The organism is Escherichia sp. Marseille-Q3837 (assembly GCF_916618735.1).
Lineage (GTDB): Bacteria > Pseudomonadota > Gammaproteobacteria > Enterobacterales > Enterobacteriaceae > Escherichia > Escherichia ruysiae.
This window is the reverse complement of the sequence record NZ_CAKAKC010000001.1, coordinates 4,383,890-4,398,230: the sequence shown is the minus strand read 5'-3', so window position 1 is coordinate 4,398,230 and position 14,341 is coordinate 4,383,890. Positions and strand designations below refer to the sequence as shown.

The following is a 14,341-nucleotide window of genomic DNA, read 5'->3' as shown; positions in this document are numbered from 1 at the left end:
AAAGGGGGAATTTCGTGTCGCAAGATAACAACTTTAGCCAGGGGCCAGTCCCGCAGTCGGCGCGGAAAGGGGTATTGGCATTGACGTTCGTCATGCTGGGATTAACCTTCTTTTCCGCCAGTATGTGGACCGGCGGCACTCTCGGAACCGGTCTTAGCTATCATGATTTCTTCCTCGCAGTTCTCATCGGTAATCTTCTCCTCGGTATTTACACTTCATTTCTTGGTTACATTGGCGCAAAAACCGGCCTGACCACCCATCTTCTTGCTCGCTTCTCGTTTGGTGTCAAAGGATCATGGCTGCCTTCACTGCTGCTGGGGGGCACCCAGGTTGGCTGGTTTGGCGTCGGCGTGGCGATGTTTGCTATTCCGGTGGGCAAGGCAACCGGCCTGGATATTAATTTGCTGATTGCCGTTTCCGGTTTACTGATGACCGTCACCGTCTTCTTTGGTATTTCGGCGCTGACGGTTCTGTCTGTAATTGCGGTTCCGGCGATTGCCTGCCTGGGCGGTTATTCCGTGTGGCTGGCCGTTAACGGCATGGGCGGTCTGGAGGCATTGAAAGCGGTCGTTCCCGCACAACCGTTAGATTTCAATGTCGCGCTGGCGCTGGTTGTCGGTTCATTTATCAGTGCGGGCACGCTCACCGCTGACTTTGTCCGGTTTGGTCGCAATGCCAGATTGGCGGTGCTGGTGGCGATGGTGGCCTTTTTCCTCGGCAACTCGTTGATGTTTATTTTCGGTGCGGCGGGCGCTGCGGCACTGGGGATGGCGGATATCTCTGATGTGATGATTGCTCAGGGTTTGCTGCTGCCTGCGATTGTGGTGCTGGGGCTGAATATCTGGACCACCAACGATAACGCGCTGTATGCGTCAGGTTTAGGTTTCGCCAACATTACCGGTATGTCGAGCAAAACCCTTTCGGTGATTAACGGTATTATCGGTACGGTCTGCGCACTATGGCTGTATAACAATTTTGTCGGCTGGCTGACCTTCCTTTCGGCAGCTATTCCTCCGGTAGGGGGCGTGATCATCGCCGACTATCTGATGAACCGTCGCCGCTATGAGCACTTTGCGACCACGCGTATGATGAGTGTCAATTGGGTGGCGATTCTGGCTGTCGCGCTGGGGATTGCCGCAGGCCACTGGTTACCGGGAATTGTTCCGGTCAACGCGGTATTAGGTGGCGCGCTGAGCTATCTGATCCTTAACCCGATTTTGAATCGCAAAACGACAGCTACAATGACGCATGTGGAGGCTAACAGTGTCGAATAACGCTTTACAGACCATTATTAACGCCCGCTTACCCGGCAAAGAGGGGCTGTGGCAGATTCATCTGCACGACGGAAAAATCAGCGCCATTGATGCACAATCCGGCGTGATGCCCGTAACAGAAAATAGCCTGGATGCCGAACAAGGTTTAGTTTTACCGCCGTTTGTGGAGCCGCATATTCATCTGGACACCACGCAAACCGCCGGGCAACCGAACTGGAATCAGTCCGGCACGCTGTTTGAAGGTATTGAACGTTGGGCCGAGCGCAAAGCGTTATTAACCCATGACGATGTGAAACAACGCGCATGGCAAACGCTGAAATGGCAGATTGCCAACGGTATTCAGCATGTGCGTACCCATGTCGATGTTTCGGATGCAACGCTGACCGCATTGAAAGCAATGCTGGAAGTGAAGCAGGAAGTCGCGCCGTGGATTGATCTGCAAATTGTCGCCTTCCCGCAGGAAGGGATTTTGTCGTATCCCAACGGTGAAACGTTGCTGGAAGAGGCGTTACGCTTAGGGGCTGACGTAGTGGGGGCGATTCCGCATTTTGAATTTACCCGTGAATACGGCGTGGAGTCGCTGCATAAAACCTTCGCCCTGGCGCAAAAATACGACTGTCTCATCGACGTTCACTGTGACGAGATTGATGATGAGCAGTCGCGTTTTGTCGAAACCGTTGCCGCCCTGGCGCACCGTGAAGGAATGGGCGCGCGAGTCACCGCCAGCCACACCACGGCAATGCACTCCTATAACGGGGCGTATACCTCGCGCCTGTTCCGCTTGCTGAAAATGTCCGGTATTAACTTTGTCGCTAACCCGTTGGTCAATATTCATCTGCAAGGGCGTTTCGATACGTATCCAAAACGTCGCGGCATCACGCGCGTTAAAGAGATGCTGGAGTCCGGCATTAACGTCTGCTTTGGTCACGATGATGTCTTCGATCCGTGGTATCCGCTGGGAACGGCGAATATGCTGCAAGTGCTGCATATGGGGCTGCATGTTTGCCAGCTGATGGGCTACGGGCAGATTAACGATGGCCTGAATTTAATCACCCACCACAGCGCCAGAACGTTGAATTTGCAGGATTACGGCATTGCCGCCGGAAACAGCGCCAACCTGATTATCCTGCCGGCTGAAAATGGGTTTGATGCGCTGCGCCGTCAGGTTCCGGTGCGTTATTCGGTTCGTGGCGGTAAGGTGATTGCCAGTACACAACCGGCACAAACCACCGTGTATCTGGAGCAGCCAGAAGCCATCGATTACAAACGGTGATCGGCTGGGCTGTGTGTTGACAAAGCGAGCGTAGTTTATGCCGGATGCGGCGTGAACGCCTTATCCGGCCTACGTAGAGCACTAAACTCGTAGGCCTGATAAGCGTAGCGCATCAGGCAATTCCAGCCACTGACCTGTGTCAGTGGCTACCGTGATTCATTCCCGCCAACACCGCGTATTCATCCAACGCCATGTGCAAAAATGCCTTCGCGGCGGCTGTCTGCCAGCTATTTTTCCGCCGCAACAAAACCGCCGTTCTCTCCAGTAGTGGCGGGGCAAGAGAAATAGCTTTAAGCCCGTCATGTTGTGTGACAATCGCTGCTGGTAACAATGTGGAAAGGGACGTGCGGCGAATCAGCTCCAGAACCGCGCTAATTGAGTTCGCCTCAATGACCACCTGTGGATGTAACCCCGCTTTCTCGCTGTAGTGGTCAATTTGCTCTCTGGTGGCAAATTCCGCGCTGAGCAGGACCAGTTTTTCATCATGCAAGCGACTCAACGCCACCTGTTCACAGGCAGCCAGCGGATGATGTTGCGCCACGACTAACGCTAAACTTTCTGTCAGTAGAGGAATTGCCTCAAGCTCCGGCGAATGTACAGGCGCGAACGCAATTCCAACGTCCAGCTCGTCGCGGCAAAGCAGATCTTCGATTTTCTCCTGCGACATTTCCTGTAGCCGGAGCGTGATGCCGGGGTAGCGCGCATAGAAATCCGCCATTAAGGGGCCGATAAAGTAGCTCGTAAAGGTGGGAGTGACGGCGATACGCAGCGATCCTCGCGTCAGATCGGCAACATCATGAATCGCCCGTTTACCCGCTCCCAGTTCCTGTAATGCCCGGCTGGCGTACTGTCGCCAGACTTCTCCTGCATCAGTGAGACGAATCGTTCGCCCGCTACGGTCAAACAGCGGCACGCCTAAACTCTCCTCTAACTGGCGAATCTGCTGGGAAAGCGCAGGCTGGGAGACGTGCAACGCACTGGCGGCACGGGTGAAGCTGCCATGTTCAGCCACGGCAAGAAAATAATTGATATGTCGAGAGAGCATTCGCCAACCTATAAGTAAATCCAATAGAACTCATCATAAATGAGACTTTTACCTTATGACAATCGGCGAGTAGTCTGCCTCTCATTCCAGAGACAGACAGAGGTTAACGGTGAAAGAGATTATTGATGGATTCCTTAAATTCCAGCGCGAAGCATTTCCTGAGCGGGAAGCCTTGTTTAAACAGCTGGCGACACAGCAAAGCCCGCGCACCCTTTTTATTTCCTGCTCCGATAGCCGTCTGGTCCCTGAGCTGGTGACACAACGCGAACCCGGCGATCTGTTTGTTATTCGCAACGCGGGCAATATCGTTCCTTCTTATGGGCCGGAACCCGGTGGCGTTTCTGCTTCGGTGGAGTATGCCGTCGCTGCGCTTCGGGTATCTGACATTGTGATTTGTGGTCATTCTAACTGTGGCGCCATGACCGCCATTGCCAGCTGTCAGTGCATGAACCATATGCCTGCCGTCTCCCACTGGCTGCGTTATGCCGATTCTGCCCGCGTCGTTAATGAGGTGCGCCCGCATCGCGATTTACCGTCCAAAGCTGCGGCGATGGTGCGTGAAAACGTCATTGCTCAGTTGGCTAATTTGCAAACGCATCCATCGGTGCGCCTGGCGCTCGAAGAGGGACGGATCGCGCTGCACGGCTGGGTCTACGACATTGAAAGCGGCAGTATCGCAGCCTTTGACGGCGCAACCCGCCAGTTCGTACCACTGGCAACCAATCCCGGCGTTTGTGCCATACCGCTACGCCAGCCAACCGCAGCGTAACCTTATTTTTAAACCATCAGGAGATTTACCATGATTCAGTCGCAAATTAACCGCAATATTCGTCTTGATCTTGCCGATGCCATTCTGCTCAGCAAAGCGAAAAAAGATCTCTCATTTGCCGAGCTTGCCGACGGCACCGGTCTGGCAGAAGCCTTCGTGACCGCTGCTTTGCTGGGGCAGCAGGCGCTTCCTGCCGACGCCGCCCGCCTGATCGGGGCGAAGCTGGATCTCGACGAAGACGCCATTCTACTGTTGCAGATGATTCCGCTGCGTGGCTGCATTGATGACCGTGTTCCAACCGACCCAACGATGTATCGTTTCTATGAAATGTTGCAGGTTTACGGCACCACTCTGAAAGCGTTGGTTCATGAGAAGTTTGGCGATGGCATCATCAGCGCGATTAACTTCAAACTCGACGTCAAGAAGGTGGCGGATCCGGAAGGTGGCGAACGCGCGGTCATCACTTTAGATGGCAAATATCTGCCGACCAAACCGTTCTGACAGCCATGCGCGACCATCAAAAGACGTTCACGATGCTGCTGGTTCTGGTGCTGATTGGTCTTAATATGCGACCACTGCTCACTTCCGTCGGGCCACTGCTACCGCAATTGCGCCAGGCGAGCGGAATGAGCTTTAGCGTGGCTGCCCTGTTGACGGCTCTGCCGGTGGTCACCATGGGCGGGCTGGCGCTGGCCGGAAGCTGGCTTCATCAGCATGTCAGCGAACGTCGCAGCGTCGCCATTAGCCTGGTGCTGATTGCCGTCGGTGCATTGATGCGTGAGCTTTACCCTCAAAGTGTGCTGCTGCTTAGCAGCGCACTGCTCGGTGGGGTGGGGATCGGCATCATTCAGACGGTGATGCCTCCGGTGATTAAACGGCGGTTTCAGCAGCGCACGCCACTGGTGATGGGGCTGTGGTCTGCGGCTCTGATGGGCGGCGGTGGACTTGGTGCCGCCCTGACGCCCTGGTTAGTTCAACACAGCGAGATTTGGTATCAAACACTCGCCTGGTGGGCGCTGCCTGCCGTTGTTGCGCTCTTTGCCTGGTGGTGGCAAAGCTCCCGCGAGGTCGCCTCTTCCCACAAGACAACAACCACTCCGGTTCGCGTAGTATTCACTCCCCGCGCGTGGACGCTGGGACTTTACTTCGGTCTGATTAACGGCGGTTACGCCAGCCTGATTGCCTGGTTACCCGCCTTCTATATTGAGATTGGCGCCAGCGCGCAGTACAGCGGTTCTTTGCTGGCGTTGATGACGCTTGGGCAAGCGGCGGGAGCGTTACTGATGCCTGCTATGGCTCGCCATCAGGATCGGCGCAAACTTTTGCTGTTGGCACTGGCGTTACAACTGGTGGGTTTCTGCGGCTTTATCTGGCTGCCGCTGCAATTGCCGGTATTATGGGCGATGGTGTGTGGTTTAGGTCTGGGCGGCGCATTTCCGCTCTGTTTGCTGCTGGCGCTCGATCACTCTGCGCAACCGGGTATTGCTGGCAAGCTGGTGGCGTTTATGCAGGGGATCGGTTTTATTATCGCCGGGCTTGCTCCCTGGTTTTCTGGTGTGCTGCGTAGCATCAGTGGCAATTACCTGATGGACTGGGTGTTTCATGCGCTGTGCGTTGTTGGGTTGATGATCATAACCCTGCGCTTTGCACCGGCACGTTTTCCGCAGCTGTGGGTCAAAGAGGCATGAGGCGACGCCTGTTCCTGCGCTTTGTTCATGCCGGATGCGGCCAACGTAGATCACTGAATTTGTAGGCCTGATAAGCGAAGCGCATCAGGCAATTTTTATAATTTAAACTGACGATTCAACTTTGTAATCTTTGAAATAATACTGCTTATCCCGGTCGTTTATTTCGCGAATAACCCGACAGGGAACGCCCGCAGCTACGACGTTTGGTGGAATGTTTTTTGTGACGACGCTACCTGCGCCAATAACCGAATTATCCCCGATGGTGATGCCTGGATTAATGACCACATGACTCCCGATCCAGACATTATTGCCTATCGTTATCGGAAAAGAGTACATCTCTCCGTTTTTTCTTAATTCATGGTGTACCGGGTGCCCCGTAACGGAAAGAGTAACGTTGGGGGCAATCAGTACGTTATCACCGATCGTTACCGTGTAATCATCGACGATGGTTAAATTGAAATTTGCATAAAAATTGCGGCCTATATGGATGTTGGAACCGTAAGAGAAATAGACAGGCGGTTCTATCCAGGCATTTTCTCCTACCGTGGCAAACATTTCTTTAAGCAGGCTTTCCCTTTTTTCAACTTCCGCTGGATGCGAGTGATTAAACTCATACATTAACGTTTTCCCACGAAGTCTTTTTTCAGGTAAGCCTTCGCACATATCGGTAAATAGCTTTCCTGCTTTTATTCTTTCTGTCATCGACATGTTCATTGCGATCATTCCGTCCTGATATGTTGGTCGGATAAGGCGCTCGCGCCGCATCCGACATTGATTGCTTAAGCGACTTCATTCACCTGGCGACGCAGCAGAGAAAGCGGGCCGGGGCCGCTGAGCGTGAACACGGAAATTAAGGTGAAGCCCAGCGCCACCAGACCCAGCACCAGATACGCGCCCTGGAAACCGATGCTTTCATACATATTGCCCGCCAGTACAGACATAAAAATCATCGCCAGTTGCTTAAAGAAGCAGAAACAGACCAGATAAATCGTCGCTGAAAAACGCACTTCAAACTGGCTGGTAATATATTTAAAGCAGCCCACCAGCAGGAACGGGACTTCAAACATATGCAGCGTTTTTAGAATAACCACTTCCAGCGCCGAGGTGGCGAACGATGAGCCAATAATACGTACTGACATAATGGTGCCAGCCAGTAGCAGGGCGTTTTTCCCGCCGATGCGATTAATGATCAGCGGCGCAAAGAACATAATCGAGGCGTTAAGTAATTCGCCCATTGTTGTGACATAGCCAAATACCCGCGTACCTTGCTCTCCGGTGGCAAAGAACGAAGTAAAGAAATTAGCAAACTGTTGGTCAAAAACATCGTAGGTGCAGGAAACGCCAATAACATACAGTGACAAAAACCACAGCTTTGGCTGTCTGAACAGTTCCAGCGCCAGCTTAAGGCTAAATGCCGAATGGTTGGCACCTACGGCATTGGCAACCGTGGCGGAAGAAGGGGCATCTGTTTTGGCGAAAAAGAGCAATACAGCGAGGATGAGTGCACAGCCAGAACCCAGCCAGAAAACAAACTGGTTGTTGATGGTGAACATGATGCCGACAATCGAGGCACACAGCGCCCAGCCAACGCAACCAAACATTCGCGCGCGACCAAATTCGAAATTACTGCGACGGCTGACCTTCTCGATAAATGCTTCTACTGCTGGCGCTCCGGCATTAAAACAAAAACCAAGATAAATACCGCCAACAACCGAACCCAATAAAATATTGTATTGTAACAGCGGGCCAAAGATAAAAATAAAGAATGGCGCAAACATCACTAACATGCCGGTAATAATCCATAGCAGATATTTGCGCAGCCCAAGTTTGTCAGAAAGCAAGCCAAACAGCGGTTGGAATAACAGAGAGAACAAAGAAATAGCGGCAAAAATAATACCCGTATCACTTTTGCTGATATGGTTGATGTCATGTAGCCAAATCGGGAAAAACGGGAAGTAGGCTCCCATGATAAAAAAGTAAAAGAAAAGAATAAGCCGAACATCCAAAAGTTTGTGTTTTTTAGATAGAACATAATGGATTTCCTTACGCGAAATACGGGCAGACATGGCCTGCCCGGTTATTATTATTTTTGACGCCAGACCAACTGGTAATGGTAGCGACCAGCACTCAGTTGGTATTCTGCCGACACTGACGGGCTCCAGGAGTCGTCGCCACCAATCCCCATATGGAAACCGTCGATATTCAGCCAACTGCCTTCTTCTGCGTGCAGCAGATGGCGATGGCTGGTTTCCATCAGTTGTTGTTGGCTGTAGCGGCTGATGTTGAACTGGAAGTCGCCGCGCCACTGGTGTGGGCCATAATTCAATTCGCGCGTCCCGCAGCGCAGACCGTTTTCGCCTGGGAAGACGTATGGGGTATACATGTCAGACAATGGCAGATCCCAGCGGTCAAAACAGGCCGCAGTAAGGCGGTCGGGATAGTTTTCTTGCGGCCCCAGCCCCAGCCAGTTAACCCGTTCTGCGACCTGTGCCAGTTGGCAGGTCAGGCCAATCCGCGCCGGATGCGGTGTATCGCTTGCCACTTCAACATCGACGGTAATCGTCATTTGACCACGACCATCAATACGGTAGGTTTTGCGGCTGATAAATAAGGTTTTCCCCTGATGCTGCCAGGCGTGGACAGTCGTAATCAGCACCGCGTCGGCAAGCGTATCTGCCGTGCACTGCAACAACGCCGCTTCGGCCTGGTAATGTCCTGCTGCTTTCCAGCGTTCTACCCAGGCGTTCGGGTCAATGCGGGTCGCTTCACTCACGCCAATGTCGTTATCCAGCGGCGCACGGGTGAACTGATCGCGCAGCGGCGTCAGCAGTTGTTTTTCATCGCCAATCCACATCTGCGAAAGAAGACCTGACTGCCGGTTAAATTGCCAACGTTTATTACCCAGCCCGATGCAAAAATCCGTTTCGCTGGTGGTCAATTGCGGGGAGGAGTGGGGCGCGGAGAGGGGCGTCACACTAAGGTTTTCCGCCAGACGCCACTGTTGCCAGGCGCTGATGTGTCCGGCTTCTGACCATGCGGTCGCGTTCGGTTGCACTACGCGCACTGTGAGCCAGAGTTGTCCGGCGCTCTCCGGCTGTGGCAGTTCAGGCAGCTCAATCAACTGTTTACCTTGTGGAGCGACAGTCAGAGGCACTTCGCCACTTGCCAGCGGCTTGCCATCCAGTGCCACCGACCAGTGCAGAATTTCGTTATCGCTATGACGGAACAGGTATTCGCTGGTCACTTCGATGATTCGCCCGGATAAACGGAACTGGAAAAACTGCTGTTGGTGTTTTGCTTCTGTCAGCGCCGGATGCGGCGTGCGATCGGCAAAGACCAGACCGTTCATACAGAACTGGCGATCGTTCGGTGTATCGCCAAAATCACCGCCGTAAGCCGACCACGGGTTGCCGTTTTCATCATATTTAATCAGTGACTGATCCACCCAGTCCCAGACGAAGCCGCCCTGTAAACGTGGGTACTGACGAAACGCCTGCCAGTATTTAGCGAAGCCGCCAAGACTGTTACCCATCGCGTGGGCGTATTCGCAGAGGATCAGCGGGCGTAACTCACCTGGCAGCGAAAGCCATTTTTTGATTGACCATTTCGGTACTGCCGGGAAGGGTTGATCTTCATCCACGCGTGCGTACATCGGGCAAATAATATCGGTTGCGGAGGTGTCTGCACCGCCGCCTTCATACTGTACCGGGCGGGAAGGATCGACGGATTTGATCCAGCGATACAGCGCGTCGTGATTAGCACCGTGGCCTGATTCATTACCCAGCGACCAGATAATTACGCTCGGGTGATTACGATCGCGCTGCACCATCCGCGTTACGCGCTCGCTCATCGCGGGCAGCCACTGCGGATCATCTGTCAGGCGGTTCATCGGCACCATACCGTGAGTTTCAATATTAGCTTCATCCACCACATACAGGCCGTAGCGGTCGCACAGCGTGTACCACAGCGGATGGTTCGGATAATGCGAACAGCGCACGGCGTTAAAGTTGTTCTGCTTCATCAGCAGGATATCCTGCACCATCGTCTGCTCATCCATGACCTGACCATGCAGAGGATGATGCTCGTGACGGTTAACGCCGCGAATCAGCAACGGCTTGCCGTTCAGCAGCAGCAGGCCATTTTCAATCCGCACCTCGCGGAAACCGACATCGCAGGCTTCCGCTTCAATCAGCGCGCCGTCGACGGTGTGCAGTTCAACTACCGCACGGTAAAGGTTCGGGGTTTCTGCGCTCCACAACGCCGGGCTTTCGACGTTCATACTTAGCGTGACGCGATCGGCATAACCGCCGCGCTCATCGATAATTTCGCCGCCGAAAGGCGCGGTGCTGCTGGCGACCTGCGTTTCCCCCTGCCATAAGGATACCGTTACCCGCAGATCGTCGCGCAGTTCGCCACACATGCGGACTTCAGCGTCGAGAACGGCATGGCTGAAATCGTCATTAAAATGGGTAGCAACATGGAAATTGCTGATTTGCGTGGTCGGTTTGTGCAGCAGCGAGACGTCGCGGAAAATGCCGCTCATCCGCCACATATCCTGATCTTCCAGATAACTGCCGTCGCTCCAGCGCAGCACCATCACCGCGAGGCGGTTTTCTCCGGCGCGTAAAAAGTTGCTCAGGTCAAATTCAGACGGCAAACGGCTGTCCTGCCCGTAACCGACCCAGCGTCCGTTGCACCACAAATGGAATGCTGAGTTAACGCCATCAAAGATAATCCGCGTCTGGCCTTCCTGTAGCCAGCTTTCATCAATATTAAATGTGAGCGAGTAACAGCCCGTCGGATTCTCTGCGGGAACAAACGGTGGATTGACCGCAATGGGATAGGTTACGTTGGTGTAGATGGGCGCGTCGTAACCGTGCATCTGCCAGTTTGAGGGGACGGGGAGTGTATCGGCGTCAGGAAGATCGCACTCCAGCCAGCTTTCTGGCACCGCGTCTGGGGCGGGAAACCAGGCAAATTGCCATTTGCCATTCAGACTGCGCAACTGGCGGGAAGGGCAATTCTCGCGGGCTTCTTCACTATTTCGCCAGCTGGCGAAAGGGGGATGCGCCGCAAGGCGGTTGAGTTGGGTAACGCCAGGGGTTTCCCAGTCACGACGTTGTAATACGACGGCCAGTGAATCCGTAATCATGGTCATTGCTGTATCCTGTGTGAAATTGTTATCCGCTCACAATTTCACACAACATACGAGCCAGAAGCATAGAGTGTAAAGCCTGGGGTGCTTAATGAGTGAGCTGACTCACATTAATTGTGTTGCGCTCACTGCCCGGTTTCCAGCCGGGAAATTTGCCGTGCCAGCTGCATTAATGAATCCGCCAACGCGCGGGGAGAGGCGGTTTGCGTATTGGGTGGCAGGGTGGTTTTACGTGTCACCAGTGATACGGGCAATAGCTGATTTCCCTTCACCGCCTGGCCCTGAGAGAGTTGCAGCAAGCGATCCACGCTGGTCTGCCCCAGCAGGCGAAAATCCTGTTTAATGGTGGTTAACGGTGGGATATAACACGAGCTGTCTTCGGTATCGTCGTACCCCACCACTGAGATATCCGCACCAACGCGCAGCCCTGACTCGGTAATGGCGCGCATTGCACCCAGCGCCATCTGATCGTTAGCAACCAGCATTGCGGTGGGGGTAATGCCCTCATTCAGCATCTGTATGGTTTGTTGAAAACCAGACATGGCGCTCCAGTCACCCTCAAGCTCCGCTATTGGCTGTAGTTGATTGCAATCGAGATATTTGTGCCAGCCCGCCAGACGCAGACGCGCCGAGACAGAACTTAATGGACCCGCCAACAGCGCAATTTGCTGGTGACCCAACGCGACCAGATGTTCCACGCCGAGCCGTGCGCCGTCATCATGGGAAAAAATAATGCTGTTAATGGGGGATTTGTCGGAGACATCAAGAAACAAAACCGGCACGTGGCCGCAGGCTGCCTCTACGGCGATGGCATCTTGTTCATCCAGGGGATAGTTGATAATCAGGCCGCTGACGCGTTGTGCGAGAAGATTATGAACCGCCGCTTTACAGGCTTCGACGCCACTGCGTTCCACCATTGATACCACTACGCTGGCACCGAGTTGATCGGCGCGGGATTTAATTGCCGCAACAATTTGTGAAGGCGCATGAAGCGCCAGGTTGGAAGTGGCAACGCCAATCAGCAACGACTGTTTGCCCGCTAGTTGCTGTGCCACGCGGTTGGGAATGTAATTCAGCTCCGCCATTGCCGCTTCCACTTTTTCCCGCGTTTTCGCAGAAACGTGGCTGGCCTGATTTACCACGCGGGAAACGGTCTGATAAGAGACTCCGGCATACTCGGCGACATCGTATAGCGTTACTGGTTTCACATTCACCATCCTGAATTGACTCTCTTCCGGGCGTTATCATGCCATACCACGGAAGGTTTTGCGCCACCCGGCAGGGCTGACACCAAAGTGAAATTTAAAATGCTGACGCCAGGTCACAGGAGAGAGAAAGCCCACTTCGATACACTCACTGTATTTACAGGTATACTCGCAAAAATTATTCAGCGGGTTTGGAAATAAAGATGGCAAAACTTACCTTACAAGAGCAGTTGCTCAAAGCAGGATTAGTCACCAGCAAAAAAGCGGCGAAGGTCGAGAGAACGGCGAAAAAATCGCGTGTTCAGGCGCGTGAAGCACGGGCGGCGGTAGAAGAAAATAAAAAGGCACAGCTTGAGCGTGATAAACAGCTTAGTGAACAACAAAAACAAGCGGCATTAGCGAAAGAATATAAAGCTCAGGTGAAGCAGCTTATCGAAATGAACCGTATCACCATTGCTAATGGCGATATCGGTTTTAACTTCACCGACGGCAATCTGATTAAGAAAATTTTTGTAGATAAGCTCACGCAAACGCAGTTGATTAATGGCCGCCTGGCAATTGCCCGTCTGGTTACTGACGGCAATAGTGAAGGTGAATACGCCATTATTCCGGCAAGCGTTGCCGACAAAATCGCCCAACGTGATGCCAGCAGTATTGTGTTGCACAGTGCACTCAGCGCCGAAGAGCAGGATGAAGACGATCCGTATGCCGACTTTAAGGTGCCTGATGATTTGATGTGGTAATTATATGTCCGTCACCATCCGCGAACAGGATGGCGACGGTTCGTTACGTGCGGGATATTAATAACGGATCACGGTTCGAATTGATTTGCCTTCATGCATTAATTCAAAGGCGTCATTAATTTCATCCAGACTCATGGTATGCGTTACAAACGGCTCCAGGTCGATATTACCTTTCATCGCATCTTCAACCATACCCGGCAACTGGGAACGACCTTTCACGCCGCCAAACGCGGAACCTTTCCATACGCGACCGGTGACCAACTGGAATGGACGGGTTGAGATTTCCTGACCGGCGCCAGCCACACCGATGATCACCGACTGACCCCAGCCACGGTGAGCACTTTCCAACGCCGCGCGCATCACATTGATGTTGCCGATGCACTCAAAGGTATGGTCGATACCCCATTTGTTGATATCCAGCAGGACATCTTTAATCGGTTTGTCGTAGTCATTCGGATTAATACAGTCGGTAGCACCGAAGCGACGCGCCAGATCGAATTTCTTCGGGTTAGTGTCGATAGCGATAATCCGTCCCGCTTTCGCCTGACGAGCGCCCTGAACAACCGCCAGACCAATCGCACCAAGACCGAATACGGCAACGGAATCACCAGGTTGAACTTTAGCGGTGTTGTGTACTGCGCCAATGCCGGTGGTGACGCCACAGCCCAGCAGGCAGACGTGTTCATGGTTTGCTTCTGGGTTAATTTTTGCCAGAGACACTTCCGCGACCACGGTATATTCACTGAAGGTGGAACAGCCCATGTAGTGATAAAGCGGTTGCCCGTTGTAAGAAAAACGTGTTGTGCCGTCTGGCATCAGACCTTTGCCCTGGGTTTCGCGAACCGCGACACAGAGGTTGGTTTTACCGGAACGACAGAATTCGCACTCGCCGCACTCTGCGGTGTAAAGCGGGATCACATGGTCGCCAGGTTTAACGCTGGTCACGCCTTCACCGACTTCAACCACAACGCCAGCCCCTTCGTGACCGAGAACGACCGGGAATACACCTTCCGGGTCATCGCCGGAGAGGGTAAATGCATCAGTATGGCAGACGCCGGTATGAGTGACTTTAATCAGCACTTCACCTTTCTTCGGTGGCGCTACGTCAATTTCAACGATTTCCAGTGGTTTACCGGGAGCAAATGCAACGGCAGCACGTGATTTCATATTTCGCTTTTCCTCAATAGGG

Annotated in this window: 11 protein-coding genes and 2 pseudogenes; 6 read left to right on the top strand and 7 right to left on the bottom strand. The window is 53.2% G+C overall.

What is annotated here, in order from left to right; translation table 11 throughout:
* Nucleotides 1-14: 14 nt before the first annotated feature.
* A complete protein-coding gene (gene codB / locus LG381_RS21095; protein WP_225762886.1) occupies nt 15-1,274 on the top strand; it encodes a cytosine permease in 1,260 nt (419 codons plus the stop codon).
* On the top strand, nt 1,264-2,547 hold the full coding sequence (codA, locus tag LG381_RS21090; protein WP_085460441.1) for a cytosine/isoguanine deaminase: 1,284 nt from the start codon (nt 1,264-1,266) through the stop codon (nt 2,545-2,547). Before codB ends, codA begins: the two co-directional genes overlap by 11 nt.
* 139 nt (nt 2,548-2,686) lie before the next feature.
* Here the strand turns inward: codA and cynR are convergent, their stop codons facing one another.
* Nucleotides 2,687-3,592 carry a transcriptional regulator CynR gene (cynR, locus tag LG381_RS21085; protein WP_225763001.1) on the bottom strand — a complete coding sequence of 302 codons (906 nt, stop codon included), beginning with the start codon at nt 3,590-3,592 and terminating at the stop codon, nt 2,687-2,689.
* 109 nt (nt 3,593-3,701) lie between these two features.
* Between cynR and cynT the strand changes: the two genes are divergently transcribed.
* From cynT to cynX, 3 genes are read left to right on the top strand one after another with little or no spacing between them, the layout of a single operon-like run.
* Nucleotides 3,702-4,361, top strand: a complete 660-nt coding sequence (gene cynT / locus LG381_RS21080; protein ID WP_000658635.1) for a carbonic anhydrase CynT — start codon at nt 3,702-3,704, stop codon at nt 4,359-4,361.
* Nucleotides 4,362-4,391: 30 nt separating this feature from the next.
* Nucleotides 4,392-4,862: a cyanase gene (cynS, locus tag LG381_RS21075; protein WP_225762885.1), complete on the top strand. Its 471-nt coding sequence runs from the start codon at nt 4,392-4,394 to the stop codon at nt 4,860-4,862.
* A gap of 5 nt (nt 4,863-4,867) precedes the next feature.
* Complete coding sequence (gene cynX / locus LG381_RS21070; RefSeq protein WP_225762884.1) at nt 4,868-6,049, top strand: cyanate transporter CynX; 1,182 nt, start codon at nt 4,868-4,870, stop codon at nt 6,047-6,049.
* A gap of 102 nt (nt 6,050-6,151) precedes the next feature.
* Here the strand turns inward: cynX and lacA are convergent, their stop codons facing one another.
* The 5 genes and pseudogenes from lacA to LG381_RS21045 form a co-directional block, all read right to left on the bottom strand.
* Nucleotides 6,152-6,763 carry a galactoside O-acetyltransferase gene (lacA, locus tag LG381_RS21065; RefSeq protein WP_024165073.1) on the bottom strand — a complete coding sequence of 204 codons (612 nt, stop codon included), beginning with the start codon at nt 6,761-6,763 and terminating at the stop codon, nt 6,152-6,154.
* A gap of 65 nt (nt 6,764-6,828) precedes the next feature.
* A pseudogene (gene lacY / locus LG381_RS21060) lies at nt 6,829-8,081 on the bottom strand (lactose permease).
* Nucleotides 8,082-8,132: 51 nt separating this feature from the next.
* On the bottom strand, nt 8,133-11,207 hold the full coding sequence (gene lacZ / locus LG381_RS21055; protein WP_225762883.1) for a beta-galactosidase: 3,075 nt from the start codon (nt 11,205-11,207) through the stop codon (nt 8,133-8,135).
* Between the two features lie 122 nt (nt 11,208-11,329).
* Nucleotides 11,330-12,421, bottom strand: coding sequence for a DNA-binding transcriptional repressor LacI (gene lacI, locus LG381_RS21050; RefSeq protein WP_137326111.1), 1,092 nt, complete (start codon nt 12,419-12,421; stop codon nt 11,330-11,332).
* Nucleotides 12,422-12,448: 27 nt separating this feature from the next.
* Nucleotides 12,449-12,550, bottom strand: a pseudogene (locus tag LG381_RS21045) (GlxA family transcriptional regulator); the annotation flags it as partial.
* Between the two features lie 62 nt (nt 12,551-12,612).
* Here LG381_RS21045 and LG381_RS21040 point away from each other — a divergent pair.
* Nucleotides 12,613-13,152: a DUF2058 family protein gene (locus LG381_RS21040; RefSeq protein ID WP_001096713.1), complete on the top strand. Its 540-nt coding sequence runs from the start codon at nt 12,613-12,615 to the stop codon at nt 13,150-13,152.
* A 57-nt stretch (nt 13,153-13,209) separates the two neighbouring features.
* On the opposite strand, the gene frmA is transcribed toward LG381_RS21040, so the two are convergent.
* Nucleotides 13,210-14,319, bottom strand: coding sequence for an S-(hydroxymethyl)glutathione dehydrogenase (gene frmA / locus LG381_RS21035; RefSeq protein ID WP_225762882.1), 1,110 nt, complete (start codon nt 14,317-14,319; stop codon nt 13,210-13,212).
* Nucleotides 14,320-14,341 lie beyond the last annotated feature (22 nt).

What these genes read in the sequence shown, in the direction of transcription:
- lacI (WP_137326111.1), bottom strand. Translation starts at nt 12,421, where the DNA reads ATGGTGAATGTGAAACCAGTAACGCTATACGATGTCGCCGAGTATGCC.
- cynS (WP_225762885.1), top strand. Translation starts at nt 4,392, where the DNA reads ATGATTCAGTCGCAAATTAACCGCAATATTCGTCTTGATCTTGCCGAT.
- cynR (WP_225763001.1), bottom strand. Translation starts at nt 3,592, where the DNA reads ATGCTCTCTCGACATATCAATTATTTTCTTGCCGTGGCTGAACATGGC.
- frmA (WP_225762882.1), bottom strand. Translation starts at nt 14,319, where the DNA reads ATGAAATCACGTGCTGCCGTTGCATTTGCTCCCGGTAAACCACTGGAA.
- lacA (WP_024165073.1), bottom strand. Translation starts at nt 6,763, where the DNA reads ATGAACATGTCGATGACAGAAAGAATAAAAGCAGGAAAGCTATTTACC.
- lacZ (WP_225762883.1), bottom strand. Translation starts at nt 11,207, where the DNA reads ATGACCATGATTACGGATTCACTGGCCGTCGTATTACAACGTCGTGAC.
- LG381_RS21040 (WP_001096713.1), top strand. Translation starts at nt 12,613, where the DNA reads ATGGCAAAACTTACCTTACAAGAGCAGTTGCTCAAAGCAGGATTAGTC.
- cynX (WP_225762884.1), top strand. Translation starts at nt 4,868, where the DNA reads ATGCGCGACCATCAAAAGACGTTCACGATGCTGCTGGTTCTGGTGCTG.